Source organism: Chryseobacterium sp. DT-167, assembly GCF_058310155.1.
In genome coordinates this window covers 39108-54912 of record NZ_JBZEEQ010000003.1, presented here as the reverse complement: position 1 = coordinate 54912, position 15805 = coordinate 39108, and the positions used below count along the sequence as shown (strand labels likewise).

Below are 15805 nucleotides of genomic sequence, written 5' to 3'. Positions count from 1 at the left end.
CACAGCAAACTCATCTATAACGCCTTGAATTACAGCGTTGTGAATTGCTTTCAAAAATTATTATCTTCGTGATTGATCACAGCTAAAGTCTATTAATCCAACTTGCTTCAATCGTTGTGAATTGCTTTCAAAAATTATTATCTTCGTGATTGATCACAGCTCTATTTTTAACCGCCCTACTCTTTACAGTGTTGTGAATTGCTTTCAAAAATTATTATCTTCGTGATTGATCACAGCAAACCAAGATTGAAGCATGTATTTAGTGTAGTTGTGAATTGCTTTCAAAAATTATTATCTTCGTGATTGATCACAGCAAACGACGAAAAGCAGATCGAAATTAAATCGTTGTGAATTGCTTTCAAAAATTATTATCTTCGTGATTGATCACAGCATTAATAAAAGGATTAATTTGATGAATGTAGTTGTGAATTGCTTTCAAAAATTATTATCTTCGTGATTGATCACAGCTTTCTTTAACAAGTTGCATATCTGCACACTGTTGTGAATTGCTTTCAAAAATTATTATCTTCGTGATTGATCACAGCAAACTCATCTATAACGCCTTGAATTACAGCGTTGTGAATTGCTTTCAAAAATTATTATCTTCGTGATTGATCACAGCAGGTTATTCTGTAAAAGCTATCAGGGCCCAGTTGTGAATTGCTTTCAAAAATTATTATCTTCGTGATTGATCACAGCAGCAATTATTGCCATGATTGGCGCAATGTCGTTGTGAATTGCTTTCAAAAATTATTATCTTCGTGATTGATCACAGCGAATGCTTTTAGCGGAACTCCATCGGTACAGTTGTGAATTGCTTTCAAAAATTATTATCTTCGTGATTGATCACAGCGCAGTCCGAAAAGGTAAAGAGGTAGTATCGGTTGTGAATTGCTTTCAAAAATTATTATCTTCGTGATTGATCACAGCACTGTAAATTTTGGATATGAAAGCATCTTTGTTGTGAATTGCTTTCAAAAATTATTATCTTCGTGATTGATCACAGCTGTTCTATTTGATGGAAAAGTAGTTGGCACGTTGTGAATTGCTTTCAAAAATTATTATCTTCGTGATTGATCACAGCTAAACCTTTGTGCGCTAACATCTTCGTTCCGTTGTGAATTGCTTTCAAAAATTATTATCTTCGTGATTGATCACAGCTAGAAACAGATTCATCAGTAATTACATAACGTTGTGAATTGCTTTCAAAAATTATTATCTTCGTGATTGATCACAGCTACTCGAAATGAAAAATATGATTTTATTATGTTGTGAATTGCTTTCAAAAATTATTATCTTCGTGATTGATCACAGCTAGAGAACTTTTGGCTAATACAGACTTATAGTTGTGAATTGCTTTCAAAAATTATTATCTTCGTGATTGATCACAGCACGCTTCAGCCTTCGAATAGGTTCGTGCTTGTTGTGAATTGCTTTCAAAAATTATTATCTTCGTGATTGATCACAGCAAATAGTTTATTCACTTCATTTCCTGTTTGGTTGTGAATTGCTTTCAAAAATTATTATCTTCGTGATTGATCACAGCATAACGGCAATCATGCTTATTAAACTCTTCGTTGTGAATTGCTTTCAAAAATTATTATCTTCGTGATTGATCACAGCTACGGCTTTGCCGTTCGTAAGGACGTGCGCGTTGTGAATTGCTTTCAAAAATTATTATCTTCGTGATTGATCACAGCCGAGGAAGAAAAGGCAGCGCAAAAATTAGCGTTGTGAATTGCTTTCAAAAATTATTATCTTCGTGATTGATCACAGCATTACTGTTACTGACAATCTAAGCGATGAAGTTGTGAATTGCTTTCAAAAATTATTATCTTCGTGATTGATCACAGCTTATATTCCGTATCTTCGCTGTTTAAGTTTGTTGTGAATTGCTTTCAAAAATTATTATCTTCGTGATTGATCACAGCAAACCCAAATATTTCAGTGGACATGAATTTGTTGTGAATTGCTTTCAAAAATTATTATCTTCGTGATTGATCACAGCTTCTTCTCTAGCGGCTTCGTCGCGTGCGTGGTTGTGAATTGCTTTCAAAAATTATTATCTTCGTGATTGATCACAGCACGGCTGCGCGATCTTTAATGATAAGGGTAGTTGTGAATTGCTTTCAAAAATTATTATCTTCGTGATTGATCACAGCTGAAAATGGTGACACAATCCAATCTATTAAGTTGTGAATTGCTTTCAAAAATTATTATCTTCGTGATTGATCACAGCCAAGATTTACAACTTCACCGGTTAAATAAGGTTGTGAATTGCTTTCAAAAATTATTATCTTCGTGATTGATCACAGCTCAATGCTGCAGCTAAACAGTACAGGAACAGTTGTGAATTGCTTTCAAAAATTATTATCTTCGTGATTGATCACAGCTAAAGGTTCAGTTAATAAACCGCTGCCGATGTTGTGAATTGCTTTCAAAAATTATTATCTTCGTGATTGATCACAGCCTCAAAAAACAATCTACTGATTTTCAGTAGATTGTTTTCGTTTTTAGGATTTAAAATTTAGAATAATTCGAGCTGCTGGAAGGTCGGTGGTGGTTCTTCTTTATTTCTGGCAAAGAATATTTCGATGTCACCAAATTGTTTGTCGGTGATACACATTATGGCTACTTTTCCTGCTTTAGGCAGCATAAATTTCACTCTTTTAATATGAACCTCAGCATTTTCTCGACTCGGACAATGTCGTACATACATCGAAAACTGAAATAAGGTAAAACCATCATCCAACAAAGATTTACGAAAGCGGTTGGCATCTTTCATATTGGCTTTAGTTTCTGTCGGCAAATCATATAATACTAAAACCCACATAATTCGGTATGCATTAAACCTTTCGGCATTCATATCAGTTCAGGATAAGAGATCAGACGTTTTTCTCCCGTATAACATTTATAGAGTGAGGTCGCAGTTGTTTTTACAGCAACCAACAGTGGTCTGGTTTTATCATCTATTTTTACATCTTTAGTCGCAATCTGTAAGATATAAGCTTTAAATTCTTTAGTCAATTCTTCTGTTTCCCGGTTTATCTCAATCCATTGCATCACCAATAAATCAACAAATGGGCGATAAGGTTCCATCAAATCATCTGCAAGACAGTACGGATTATATTTATTTTTATGGAAAATTCCGAGCACTGGAAGCAATCCTGTCTCAACAATTGCTCTTGCAACAATACTTCTGAGAACCGAATAACCAAAATTAAAAAACTGATTAGGCGAATCTCCAAAACGCTGTCTCAGGAAATCGAGACTGATGAGGTATTTCCAGTAATGTTGTGCTGCGATACCTTCCATATTGGTAATATCTCCGCTTTTAACATTGTTTTGATAACCAATCATCGGTTCATAATAGTTTCCTAATCTTCTTAAAACTTCTTTCTGGTTTTCGATTTTACATTCGATGGTTTGTTTCCATAGTTGTTTTTTGAGAGGCTCACTGGCTTCTAATTGATCTTTGATTCGGTCGGAATGCTCAGTGTGCCCGTAAAGTGGCAACATTATTCCGTGGGGTAAATGGTGAGAATCGCAACTGACCACGACCACATTATTTCCCATCATTTTCTGAATGAGCTGATGGGAAATAGTAATTTGAAAATGGTCCAACATCAGCAATCCCAAATCCTCCACCGGAACTTTACCTTTCATCTCATTGGAAGAAGGTTCCATAATATACATTTGCTCGTCTTTGAGCTTGAGGTAAGCAGGATTGCCGATGTAGATGGAGCGGGTGATCATAACTAATACTCTCCTATTTTAGTAATTTCTCCTAAATGATTTAACCTGACTTTTATTGGGTTTAAAGAAAATAAAGAGCCCAAACTCCTAATATTATAAAGTCTTTTACTTTCCTTAACTCCATCAGTTTTCTTTAAATCAGAATTCTTAGTCTCCAAATGATGTCTAAACCAATAATTATTTTCAGAAATACTCCAAACCAAGTACAGATGTTTACTCAATAAAGATTTATCATTATCTTTTATTGCTTTTTCAAATTCTTCTTGTGATAAACCCAAAATAAACATTTCATTTTGCTGCATACTGAACTTTAAATTAAGCTTATCAGCAGGCAATTTATTCAAAAATGATTCTGGAAGTTCTTTGTCTAATAATTGATTCCAAACATCTGACGAATTTTTAATAACAGCAGGAACATTATATTTTTTTCTTTCTACTGCATGCCAAAATGTACAACTGTGCTGAACAAGCTTATTATCTTTATCTTCATAAATGGCGATATGATGATTGTTTCCTGTTAGTACAAACCCGATATCCTTTCCATTTTCGTCTTTTTTAATTGCCTGTAAATTATTTGCATCCGGACGGGCAAATAACCGAACTGTAATAATTGGGATTTGCTTTTCTTCATTAAACCAAAGTGTATCCTTGAAAGCTTCTTTTTCTTTATTTCTAAATTGAGTCAATCTTTCTTTTACTAAAAATTTCACTCTTTCGTCAACAATATCATCAGCCTGACTTGCTTTTAAACTTTGTAGTTTATATTTCAAAACGGTTGCATCATTATAGCAAGATGATTTTTCCAGAATTTCTGTTTTTTCTTCATTAAGAAAAATTGGGTTTTTCTTTAAAGTTGATAAAGACAATTTAGAATTATTTTCATTTTCTGCAAGTCTTTCTTCTACCAAGACTTTAATCTTAGGATTTATAATTTTCTCTGAATTTTCAAATAAGTATTTTAAAGGTTTATCTTTTTCAATCACTTTTATTTTACCATAAACGGACTGTTCGTGTAAGGCTCCTCTCGGAACAATAACTCCTGTTTCTTTATTTTTCCCTGTAGCTTTAAATTTAGTTATTGTTGCCACTTTTTTACCAGCTTTAAAAGAAACTAAAACTTCATTAGCTTCTTTCATTACTTGTTCCGTCGTAAACGGCTTTTCAGTTTTTAAATATTTTTCTAGCAGCGTTGTCTTTTCACTAAATTCGATTTTTGCTTCTTCAACTTCTTTTATCATCAAATCTTTAGTATCACTCGAATTCAAAGTATTGATACGCTGAATAAATCCTTGTTTTGTGCAAGCAATTACCAATGCATCAATGGCGTGATGGCGGTGGTCATCCCTTTTTGTCCAATTCTCGATTTCTTCTTTTTGATGTTTTCTTTTTCCGTGTTCACTTGTCCATTCTTTGATTACAGTTTGTCCTAATTCTTTGTATTTAGACATTTGGAGATTCATCAAAACATCATCCCAGCCCCATAAATTACGAAGTTTTGCTGTAACTCCGCCCTCTGTTGTAGTCACATTATTGCATACTTTCTGTAGAATTTCTCTTGATTTTCGGGAAATATATTGAGTATCTCTCAATTGTCTGTCGATAAAGTTTTCCCAAAGTTTTTTATCAGTCTCTGTTTCCTTTCCAAGCTTTTTTCTTTCCAAATATTCTTTATGCGAAACTTTCAACCTCTGCATTTTGCTATAAGATATAATTCCTCGTTTAAACCAGTCATCTACTCTTTCAGAAAACACTCTAACTTGCTCATCGCCTTTTGTAGCTATGTAATCATAGGCAGTTTGATTGGTTTTTGTAGAATTACATTTCCTGTGAACCAAAACTTTGTTGGTCTGAGAATCATCGAATAACAAAGCTTTTGGAACAATATGGTCAACATCATACGCATCGCCGCTCAAAGCTTCAGTGAGATTAAATGTTTCACCACAATAAATACATTGGTTATTGACGTGAGCATCTTTCAGATTTTTGCTAAGCGATGGAAAAATGAATTTATATTTTTGAATATACCGCTTTGTTACAGGTAATCCCAATTCAGCCAATCGTTTTCCAATTTCCTCATTGAGTTTTTTATTTTTAGAATTTTGTAAATCGGCATCATTTCGTTCGTCTTTACTTTGCTTAAGTTCTCGTGCAAGTTCAACTCTAATTTCAGAAGGCTTTCCATATTGTTCAAGGATTGCGTTGACCACATTAATCATCTGGTTCAAAATTTTCTCGACAATAGGTTGTCTCAAACTATTTTTAGAAAGAAGTTCCAATCTATCTAAAGTAATTTGTTGTTCTCTTTCATCCTTTGTCAATGAGTTAGAATGATTGTAACCAGCCAAACTACAGGATTGAGCATAATCATAACCCTCCATCAAAAAAGGTAGAATTTTCCTCATTGATTTGTTTGATTTATTCCCGAAAGCCTGTTTATTGAAATCAATGTGAGATAACTTTTCAGCAGTTTCATCATCAAAACCAAACCTTTTGATTAAAGCATTTTTACATTCATCCAAATCTTTTAGAGAATAAATGGTGTGCCACAATTGATACAAAGGCTCTTTCTCCAATGAAGCATCCAACTCTAAACCAGCTCTTTTTTCCAGAATTTCTCCAGTCTTTTTATCGACCAACATTGAAGTATGATTTGATGGAATAATGGAAACATCAAAATTCAAAAGTTCATTATCACCTAAAACCGTATGAAGAATTGAATAAGTTTCATTTCCTTTAATGCCTTTTAGGATTTGCTTATTCACATAAACATCATTTTTATTTAAGTCTAAAATTTCAAGAAGCTTAGTAAAACTTAAACTATCATTTTTAAATAAATAATCTGCTAAAATTTCTTTCTCCTTTAAATTGGGAGTTTTCTCACCCCATTTATATTTGCTTCCTTCTGGATTTTTTATTTTTAAACTAATCGTGTTGACAACTTCCCAAATCCGACACAGCTGAAACAAAGGAGAAGTTTTCGGAGCAACTTTCGGTCCTACAAAAACCACTTTATCTTTATTTTTTTCCTTATCGAAAACAGTTTTCTCAAAACCTTCAAATTCACAAATGCTGACTAACCCTTTTTGAGATTTTAGTTTTCTTTGAAAATAAATAATCTCATTTCTTAATTGATGAATAACTTCATCCGTAAGAAAATCGTGTTTATTTTTTTGAGCATTGATAATGGTGTCAAACTCTTCTGTATAAGCTTCTCGCGGATAAACTTCTTCTTTGATTCTGAAATAAGAATTGTTTGTGTTTGCATTGTATAATTCTTCATAAAAATACTGTCCAATAGTTTGATTTCTGTCTTTCAACTGAGCATAACGGCCTTTGACGGCCTGAACATAATCGGTATCTTTTTTATCAGCATTGGCTTCGCTTCTTGCAGATTTATAACCTCTTTTCTGATTAAGCATATATAAAATACGCCCTAATTGTTCAGCAGAAACATTTTCATTAGGATTAGCTGAATCACTTCTTAACTTCCACAAATCAAGCATTGGAAGCTTTAGTAATTCTTCTGATGGGAAGATATTATATTTATTTAGAATTTTCTTTAAATCACTTTTCTTTAATTGCTTTCTGTCATATCCTTTTCTTTGAGTTCGGCTAACCGTTCTGTTTTGATTCTTTGTGATTGATAACCCTCTTTGAAATTCTTCTTTATCACTGGTTGATAAAGGAATTATTCGAGAACCCATTGCAATAATGCGGATAGGAATATTGTTTTCATCAACTTCTACTAACGCCCATCCTATCGAGTTAGTTCCCAAGTCAAGTCCTAATATATTTTTTGTCATCGTAATTAGTTTTTTAATATCTATAAAAATAGAAATAAAAAAATCATTCAAATTATGGTTTCCCGTAAATCAACTAATAAATTTTTAATCTATATTTGTATCAATAATTTTGAAAAGCAATTCACAATAAGGATTATTCCGTTGTGAAAACATTTAGCGCCTCGCCTATCTGCGGGGCATTTTTTATGTCTAAATGTTTGGTGAATTCTTTTAAAATAAATAAATATTAATGAACAAAACATTCAAGGCGGGGCAACTCGCCTTTTTTCTTTTTAAAATCTTATTTTAGCACTTCCAAAAATGCCGCATGAATACGACTGACTTTATAAAAAGCACACTCAACATATCCGATAAAAGCATTAATGCTACTTTAAAATTACTTTCAGAAGACTGTACGATTCCGTTTATCTCGCGTTACCGAAAAGATGCGACGGGAAATCTGGACGAAATACAGATCGAACAGATTTCAAAACTCAATAAACAGTTTGAAGAAATCGTAAAACGTAAAGAGAGTATTTTAAAATCAATTGAAGAACAGAATGCTTTAACATCTGAATTAAAACAAAGGATCGAAGAAAGTTTTGATATTCAGGAACTGGAAGATCTGTATCTGCCTTTCAAAAAACGCAGAAAAACAAAAGCTGATGCTGCCAAAGAGAAAGGTTTAGAACCTTTAGCCAAAATCATCATGAGCCAAAAAGCGGGTGACTTACAACATTTGGCTTCAAAATACCTCAACGATCAGGTTTCATCGGAAGAGGAAGCACTTCAAGGTGCAAGAGACATCATGGCAGAATGGATCAATGAAAATATGTACGTCCGCAAAAATCTGCGTCGACTTTTTCAACGCAAAGCCGTCATCACTTCAAAAGTGGTAAAAGCTAAAAAAGATGAGGAAGGAGCACAAAAGTTTTCACAGTATTTCGAATGGGAGGAAAGTTTGGGTAGAACACCTTCTCACCGACTTTTAGCAATGCTGAGAGCAGAAGCAGAAGGTTTTGTGAAAACCAATATAGAAATTGATAAAGAGGAAGCTATTGATTTTATTGAAAATGCAATCATCAAATCAAGAAATGAAAGTTCGGAGCAGATTGCTTTAGCCATCAAAGATTCTTATAAAAGACTTCTTGAACCCGCCATTTCAAACGAAACATTACAGGAAGCCAAAGAAAAAGCAGATAAAAAGGCGATTGAAATCTTTTCTGAAAACCTGAGCCAGCTACTACTCGCTCCGCCTTTGGGAGAAAAAAGAATTTTGGCAATCGATCCCGGTTATAAAAGTGGCTGCAAAGTCGTTTGCATAGACGAAAAAGGTGACTTATTGCACAACGAAACTCTATATCCTCATGCTCCTCAAAACGAGAGCGGAATGGCGATGAAAAAGATCCGTTCGATGGTGAATGCTTATAACATTCAGGCTATTTCCATCGGAAACGGAACGGCAAGTCGTGAAACCGAATTTTTCATTAAAAAAATCGCTTTTGATAAGCCTTTGCAGGTTTTTGTAGTTTCGGAAGCCGGAGCTTCGGTGTATTCGGCAAGTAAAATTGCAAGGGATGAATTTCCAAGTTATGATGTGACGGTTCGTGGTGCCGTTTCTATTGGGAGAAGATTGGCAGATCCGTTGGCTGAACTGGTAAAAATTGATGCTAAATCCATTGGTGTCGGGCAATATCAACATGATGTAGACCAGACTCAATTGAAAAGCGAGCTGGATTCTACGGTAATGAAATGCGTGAATTCTGTCGGAATCAATTTAAATACAGCAAGTAAATCTCTGCTAAGCTACGTTTCCGGAATTGGCGAGAAAATGGCTGAAAATATTGTGAATTACCGTGCTGAAAACGGTGCTTTTGAAGACAGAAAGCAATTGAAAAAAGTTCCAAGATTAGGAGAAAAAGCCTATCAACAGGCTGCAGCATTTATCCGAATTATAAATGCTAAAAATCCATTAGACAATTCTGCCGTTCATCCCGAAGCGTATGGAATTGTTGAAAAAATGGCAAAAGATTTAGGAATAAAAACCGATGAATTGATTGCCAATAAAGAGAAAATTGCATTAATCAATCCCGAAAAATACATTAATGAAACCATTGGTATTTTAGGAATAAAAGATATTTTAAAAGAACTCGAAAAACCAGGTTTAGATCCAAGAAAAGCTGCTAAAGTTTTTGAGTTTGATCCAAACGTAAAAAGCATTAAAAACCTGAAAATAGGAATGATTCTCCCTGGGATAGTTAATAATATTACTGCTTTCGGGTGTTTCGTCGATTTAGGCATCAAAGAAAGCGGACTGGTTCATATTTCGCAATTGAAAGAAGGTTTTGTTTCTGATGTGAATGAAGTGGTGAAACTTCATCAACACGTTCAGGTAAAAGTGGCCGAAGTGGATGAAGCGAGAAAAAGAATTCAGTTGAGTATGATAATTTAATTAAATTTATAAGAAATTCAGAATACACAAAAAATTGTGAAAATCTGTGTAATCAATGGGGAAAATATATTCCGCAGATTGCACAGATTTTCACAAATCAAATACTACATTTATTTTTCTTTGTATATTTAAGCTTAATAAAATGCCACTTGAAAATATCAGAATTAAAAGTAAAAAAGATCATTCATCGCCCGACCCGTCAATTTGATGAAGAGGGAAAAAGAATTTATAATGAATTTGAATATGATTTGCCTTACAAAACCATTTATATAAACAACGAGAGAGACCGGTTGTTTGCAAAAATCATTGATCTGATTCCTTTCTTTTTAATATTTCTGTTTATTTTTAAAGAACCTGCTATTTTTTCACTATTTTTCTCGATTCCGTGTGTGATTATTTCGGGAACAATATCTGAAAACTTATTCGGAACAACGTTAGGAAAGAAGATATTTAAAATTAGAGTCATTGATGATTTTGGCAATGATCCCAATTTCTTTAAATCTTTTATGAGAAATCTTTTATGTCTGGCTAATTTTTTTCCTGTATTTACAGATTATACTCCATCAATCCACGATTCTTTGAGAGTTGAAGGAATGCATATGAATTTCAGTATGCACTTAAATAATAAATTATGTAAAACTCATGTAGTTAAAGAATATCAGTTTTGGGAAATTAAAAAACTGCTTGATCAAGATATTTTAAAACAAAAAAATTTATAACATTCGTGCGGAAATATTCAACCACAAATCAAACAGATTTTCACGGATTCTTAAATAAACTTTACAAAGAATATTTTATCGCCTTATTCAGCTCAATCGGATTATTGTACTTTCTGACAGATTCTCTTAAACGCTCATTCACTTCACGGGAATTGTTTTGTCCGACTTTTGTTCCGTCATTGAGGTAGAATTCTTCATTGGTTTTTGTTGAGCCGCTATTGTTTCTCAATGTGTTGATCGGAGAATCGTAGTATTTAAGTTTTGTGGCTGTATATTTTTCTTCATTTACCGGAACACTTTGTTCGATCATGTAACTGATGTACTGGTTGACATAAGGTTTTGTCAGCTTCTGAGTTTTCACCAATTCAAATTTATAATTATTTTGGTCATCATAAAGCTCGACAATCAATCCCGGAAGACCATGAAACTTGTAAGGACCTTCCTGAAAAGGAATATCAGAAGTAAACCATGCAACCCAGTTTCTTCCGCCCCAAGTGGTGGTGGCTTTCTGAAGATGAAGGTCTTTTATTTTCTTTTTATCATCCGTCAGTTTCCAGTTCTGCTTATTTTTTGATGGAAGTTTTAAAATAATATTTTCTAAAACATCATAATATTCATAATCATCAGTTCCTGGTTTGTGCGTAAGAATATTTGAAGTATTAAAATTTGCTCCATTTGGAATCGCAAGATTATGGGCAACCAAAGAGTCTCCAACAAAAAAATCTCGCGGATAATATTTAACCTCCTTTGGTTCAATATCCAAATGGTAATTTTCTTTGGTGGTGATATTCTGTGTAGAATCTTTCTTGTATTCTACATCATAAATAAAACGGTGAGTCTGTGCATTTGATGCAAATGAAGCTAAAGTAAATGCTGATAAAAGGATTTTTTTCATAGTCTGTTATTTCTGGTTGATAAATTCCTGTTCCTCCTTTGACAACAAAACGGCACTTTCCTTATCCTCCTTTACCGGAACATTTTCCCAAATGCTTTTGGTGAGATCGACTTTAGAAGTTAATCCTTTCTTGTTGGATTTTGCAAACGTGTTGTAGATAATTTCTGTGCTGAATTTTTTCTCATCTTTTTTCCCATCATACATTACAAAAAATTTTTCTCCTGAAGTTTTTTTCAATGCCTGAATATATTTCCCGTCTTTCTTGTAAAAATCGAAAGTCACATTTGCGTTACCTGCCTGAAAATCAAATTCTTTACCATCGGTATTTGTTCTTCTGTAAGGAGGAAAACCACCCTGGATATAGTTAAGATCATATAAAGTTACCACCTTGTCTTTTTTATCGTACGTGATTTCTCCTTCTATCTCAATACCATTTTCAGATTTTATTTTGACACCAATCAGCTGTAAGTCACCATCTTCAGATAACAGTCTTCCAACGCTTTTAGAGCCCTTCATTCTCATATTGACCAAGATTCTGTTAAGCTCGAAGTTAAAAAAGAAATTACCTATTTCTTCATGATTAATTTCTTTAGTTTTTGTGTTAAAGATACTTTTAGACTCATTTTTTTTGTAATATTTTACATTATTGAGCTGCATCTGCAGCATCTCATCATACTCTTTTTTGTAGCCATATTTGTAATTGTACGTATTGCTTTCGCTCCATAATTTGGCTTCAGCAATGACCATAAAATAAAGTTTATCATTATTAAATCCTTTAGACTTAAACGTAATGTCATACAGGGAAGGATCGTCGTAATATCTCTTGTGATAATTTTTAAGAAGATCTTCGAAAAGATTTTTAATATCAACATTGATGATTTTCACTTCTTCGATATCTCTCATATAAGGTTTAAGTCTCACCACACTTTGAAAATTGCTAATATTTTCTTTCTGAAAGCCAGAAGCCGAAACTTCGAAATTTTGTGCAGAACTTTCTAATGGCGCAAAACCATCTTCATTGGTATACAACAATTGATCAGATAAAACAATTCTTGCATTGGCAATGGGTTGATTATTTTCAGCATCGACAATCTGTATTTTTTGTGCAGAAAGAGTTGTTGAAATAATGAGAAATAAAATAAAAATCCGTTTCATATAAATTTGTTATCATGTTTATTAATGAGACAAATATATATTTCAAACCTGATACAATTCAATACGAAATGAGTTATTTAATAGTAAATTATCAATATTTAACTAAAAGCCGTAAAATTTGGGAATAAGAATTGAAATCTTCAAATATTTTAGCAAAAAAAATCTTCCATTTATGAAAGAATTACTTGTATTAAAGAAAAAGTCCTCTCGAAATAAGGCGTAAAAAAACCGGCTTTAGTAAGCCGGCTGAGTCTGTCTTATTTTTTAGATTCTTCTACAGAAACTTTTCTGAATTCTTTGAACAATTTGCTCAATTCTAAAGCTGACTTACGAGCTCTTGTACCCGCTGCTTTGTTTCCTTTCTCTGATTGTTGGTTTGCTTCAGTTGCAAACGCTTCGAATTCTGCGTTGATTTTTTCAATAAGTTCTTTCATGTCTATAAAAATTTAGGCTGCAAATATATGTTTTCAGACGGTTCCAGCCTAACATTGGGGAAAAAAATTATTGCAAAATGTGAATTATTTAACACAAAATCCGGAATTTTGGGTTTCAGTGTTATAAAACCAAAGTGATAATTCAATTTGAGAGTGATTTAAACTTAAATTGAGATTTAAATAAAAATTTAATGAAATTCCTTTTAACAGATCAGGAAACCGAAAGACTGAGGTTTCGAAAACTTGAATCTTCAGATTTTGAAACATGGGTTCATCTATTTAAAGATCAGGAAACATTAAGACTTCTTGGAATGTCTGAATTTTCATCTCCGGAAGAATGTTGTGAAAAATGGTTTGAATGGACATTTGATCGTTATAAAAATAACCTTGGCGGACAAAATGTATTGATTTGCAAAGAGACAGAGCAGATGATTGGTCAGTGTGGACTTCTAGTAAGAGAAGTTGAAAATCAGTTTGAATTGGAAATTGCATATTCTATTCTTCCAGACTTCAGAAAAAAAGGATTTGCCTGTGAAAGCGCCAGAAAATGTAAAGAATTTGCTTTTGATAACAGATTTCATGACCGCCTGATATCAATGATTTTTCCTGAAAATGAAAACTCAAAAAGAGTTGCATTAAAAAACGGAATGACTTTAAATAAAACTATAATTTACAATGATAAGGAAATGGAAATGTACTCGATTTCTCAGACAGAATTTGAAAAAAACAGGCTAAAATAAAACTATCAGAAACAATAACTTAAAATTTATGACAAAAAAAATCTTCACCTTCACTTTTGTAGTACTTGCGTTTTCTATCATCGCCGCACAAAACACTTCAGATCCTGAAACAGCCAACAAAGTTACAAACACTGTTACACAGACAGGAATCAGTCTCGGTTCTGTGATTGCAGTCGTTACTTCCTGGGACAGGAACAAATCTTTATTATGGGCAATCATTCACGGTATTTTGGGTTGGTTGTATGTCATATATTTTGCAATAACTGATCGCTGAGATCAAACAAAAATACTTTGTTTGGAAATAAGAAAAATATAAATCTGCTGTACCGACAGTGCAGGATAATTATTCGTCATAATTCTTTTAGATTGCGATTAACAAAGAAGATTATTAAAAAATCGTCTTTAAATCAATAATTTTCTGACATTATGAAAAAATACATTTTATATCTTTTTGCATTTCTTATATCGATTTCTTTTTCGGCTCAGTATAAACCGTGGACTTCCGCAAAACAGCCCTTAAAAGAAATCAAAGCTTTAAAAAAACAAATCAAAAAACCGGAATTCAGAAAAGTGGATTATCTGGTGACTGATTTCGGAGCAATTGGCGACGGAAAAACAAAAAATACAGAAGCTTTCAAAAAAGCAATCGAAAAATGTAACGCAGAAGGTGGCGGAAGAGTTGTTGTTCCAAACGGAGTTTTCCTGACTGGAGCAATTTATTTAAAATCTAACGTTAATCTACATTTAAGTGACGGTTCAACCATTTTATTCAGCCAGGACAGTAACGACTACCCTATTGTTTTCACACGTTGGGAAGGAATGGAATGTATGAATTATTCATCTTTAATTTACGCTTACGAAGAAGAAAATATTGCCATTACCGGAAAAGGAACTTTAGACGGAAATGCCGATTTAGACAACTGGTGGTTCTGGTGTGGTGCTACAAAATATGGTTACAACGAATCTCGTCCCGGAAGACAAAACCCTGCCCGTGCAAAACTTCACGAATATATGGCTGCGAGAAAACCAGCAAGAGAAAGAATTTTCGGTAATGGTTATTATTTGAGACCCAATTTCGTTCAGCCTTATAAGTCAAAAAACTTTTATATGGCAGATGTTTTGGTAAAGAATTCTCCGATGTGGAATTTGAATCCTGTTTTGTGTGAAAACGTTTTGATTGAAAGAGTAAAAGTTATCAGCCACGGACCAAACAACGATGGTTTCGACCCGGAAGCCTGTAAAAATGTCTGGATTAAAGATTCATATTTTGACACAGGAGACGACTGTATTGCTATTAAATCCGGAAGAGACGAGGACGGAAGAGACATCGGAAAACCTGCCGAAAACCACATCATCGAAAACTGCGAAATGAAAGACGGTCACGGTGGTGTTGTGATTGGAAGTGAAATTGCAGGCGGTGCGAAAAACATTTATGCTATCGGAAACGTGATGGACAGCAAGAATCTTGACCGTGCTTTAAGAATTAAAACCAGCTCAAGCCGAGGCGGAATCATCGAAAATGTGTTTTTCTATAATACAAAAGTGGGTGCTTACAAAGAAGCTGCCGTGCGTTTCAATATGCACTATGAAAAGCCGGGAAATCACATTCCGACCATCAGAAATATCTGGGTCGAAAATTTAACGGTGGACAAAGGCGGAAAATATGCTGTATTCTCTGATGCTTACGAATCTTCTCCTGTGACAGATTTCACGATGATTAATGCAAAGATGACCGGCGTTCAGATTCCTTACAAAGTGGACTATTTGAAAAATGTAACTTTAAAAAATGTAACTGTTAACGGACAGCCCTTAACCGAGTTAAAACCGTAATATTAATTAAATACATTATAAATTCAGATTAATCTGCTTGTT

General features: G+C 33.6%; 11 protein-coding genes and 1 CRISPR repeat array (1 of these 12 running past the window's edge). Of the genes, 5 read left to right on the top strand and 6 right to left on the bottom strand.

The annotated features are described in order from the left end of the window. A CRISPR array of direct repeats spans window positions 1–2470; the repeat unit is 47 nt; unit sequence GTTGTGAATTGCTTTCAAAAATTATTATCTTCGTGATTGATCACAGC; it reaches 2120 nt to the left of the window's first position. Window positions 2471–2527: 57 nt separating this feature from the next. The 3 genes from cas2 to cas9 are packed head-to-tail and all read right to left on the bottom strand — an operon-like array spanning window position 2528 to window position 7559. Next, complete coding sequence (gene cas2 / locus AC4FQ5_RS04980) at window positions 2528–2866, bottom strand: CRISPR-associated endonuclease Cas2 (protein WP_034678328.1); 339 nt, start codon at window positions 2864–2866, stop codon at window positions 2528–2530. Beyond that, window positions 2863–3756 carry a type II CRISPR-associated endonuclease Cas1 gene (cas1, locus tag AC4FQ5_RS04975; protein ID WP_491141396.1) on the bottom strand — a complete coding sequence of 298 codons (894 nt, stop codon included), beginning with the start codon at window positions 3754–3756 and terminating at the stop codon, window positions 2863–2865. The genes cas2 and cas1 overlap by 4 nt, the downstream gene beginning before the upstream one ends. 2 nt (window positions 3757–3758) lie before the next feature. Beyond that, on the bottom strand, window positions 3759–7559 hold the full coding sequence (gene cas9, locus AC4FQ5_RS04970) for a type II CRISPR RNA-guided endonuclease Cas9 (protein ID WP_491141395.1): 3801 nt from the start codon (window positions 7557–7559) through the stop codon (window positions 3759–3761). A gap of 307 nt (window positions 7560–7866) precedes the next feature. On the opposite strand from cas9, the gene AC4FQ5_RS04965 reads away from it, so the two are divergent. Further along, window positions 7867–9990, top strand: a complete 2124-nt coding sequence (locus tag AC4FQ5_RS04965) for a Tex family protein (protein WP_491141394.1) — start codon at window positions 7867–7869, stop codon at window positions 9988–9990. 149 nt (window positions 9991–10139) lie between these two features. Beyond that, the gene (locus AC4FQ5_RS04960) at window positions 10140–10709 is read left to right on the top strand and encodes an RDD family protein (protein WP_491141393.1); all 570 of its coding nucleotides are present in this window, start codon (window positions 10140–10142) and stop codon (window positions 10707–10709) included. A gap of 61 nt (window positions 10710–10770) precedes the next feature. Here the strand turns inward: AC4FQ5_RS04960 and AC4FQ5_RS04955 are convergent, their stop codons facing one another. The 3 genes from AC4FQ5_RS04955 to AC4FQ5_RS04945 all read right to left on the bottom strand — a co-directional run bounded on the left by AC4FQ5_RS04955 (window position 10771) and on the right by AC4FQ5_RS04945 (window position 13193). Continuing rightward, window positions 10771–11604 (bottom strand): GLPGLI family protein, encoded by an 834-nt coding sequence (locus AC4FQ5_RS04955; RefSeq protein WP_491141392.1) that lies wholly within the window; start codon window positions 11602–11604, stop codon window positions 10771–10773. Between the two features lie 6 nt (window positions 11605–11610). Further along, window positions 11611–12759 (bottom strand): hypothetical protein, encoded by a 1149-nt coding sequence (locus tag AC4FQ5_RS04950; RefSeq protein ID WP_491141391.1) that lies wholly within the window; start codon window positions 12757–12759, stop codon window positions 11611–11613. Window positions 12760–13016: 257 nt separating this feature from the next. Continuing rightward, window positions 13017–13193: a histone H1 gene (locus AC4FQ5_RS04945; protein WP_047446385.1), complete on the bottom strand. Its 177-nt coding sequence runs from the start codon at window positions 13191–13193 to the stop codon at window positions 13017–13019. A 191-nt stretch (window positions 13194–13384) separates the two neighbouring features. Between AC4FQ5_RS04945 and AC4FQ5_RS04940 the strand changes: the two genes are divergently transcribed. The 3 genes from AC4FQ5_RS04940 (at window position 13385) to AC4FQ5_RS04930 (ending at window position 15763) form a co-directional block, all read left to right on the top strand. Further along, window positions 13385–13933 carry a GNAT family N-acetyltransferase gene (locus tag AC4FQ5_RS04940; RefSeq protein ID WP_491141390.1) on the top strand — a complete coding sequence of 183 codons (549 nt, stop codon included), beginning with the start codon at window positions 13385–13387 and terminating at the stop codon, window positions 13931–13933. A 28-nt stretch (window positions 13934–13961) separates the two neighbouring features. Beyond that, window positions 13962–14207 (top strand): hypothetical protein, encoded by a 246-nt coding sequence (locus AC4FQ5_RS04935; protein WP_491141389.1) that lies wholly within the window; start codon window positions 13962–13964, stop codon window positions 14205–14207. A gap of 152 nt (window positions 14208–14359) precedes the next feature. Further along, window positions 14360–15763, top strand: a complete 1404-nt coding sequence (locus AC4FQ5_RS04930; RefSeq protein WP_491141388.1) for a glycoside hydrolase family 28 protein — start codon at window positions 14360–14362, stop codon at window positions 15761–15763. Window positions 15764–15805: the final 42 nt, after the last annotated feature.

Bases quoted from the DNA above. Each gene is read 5' to 3' on its own strand.
- cas2 (WP_034678328.1), bottom strand. From the start codon at position 2,866: ATGAATGCCGAAAGGTTTAATGCATACCGAATTATGTGGGTTTTAGTA.
- cas1 (WP_491141396.1), bottom strand. From the start codon at position 3,756: ATGATCACCCGCTCCATCTACATCGGCAATCCTGCTTACCTCAAGCTC.
- cas9 (WP_491141395.1), bottom strand. From the start codon at position 7,559: ATGACAAAAAATATATTAGGACTTGACTTGGGAACTAACTCGATAGGA.
- AC4FQ5_RS04965 (WP_491141394.1), top strand. From the start codon at position 7,867: ATGAATACGACTGACTTTATAAAAAGCACACTCAACATATCCGATAAA.
- AC4FQ5_RS04955 (WP_491141392.1), bottom strand. From the start codon at position 11,604: ATGAAAAAAATCCTTTTATCAGCATTTACTTTAGCTTCATTTGCATCA.
- AC4FQ5_RS04950 (WP_491141391.1), bottom strand. From the start codon at position 12,759: ATGAAACGGATTTTTATTTTATTTCTCATTATTTCAACAACTCTTTCT.
- AC4FQ5_RS04945 (WP_047446385.1), bottom strand. From the start codon at position 13,193: ATGAAAGAACTTATTGAAAAAATCAACGCAGAATTCGAAGCGTTTGCA.
- AC4FQ5_RS04940 (WP_491141390.1), top strand. From the start codon at position 13,385: ATGAAATTCCTTTTAACAGATCAGGAAACCGAAAGACTGAGGTTTCGA.
- AC4FQ5_RS04935 (WP_491141389.1), top strand. From the start codon at position 13,962: ATGACAAAAAAAATCTTCACCTTCACTTTTGTAGTACTTGCGTTTTCT.
- AC4FQ5_RS04930 (WP_491141388.1), top strand. From the start codon at position 14,360: ATGAAAAAATACATTTTATATCTTTTTGCATTTCTTATATCGATTTCT.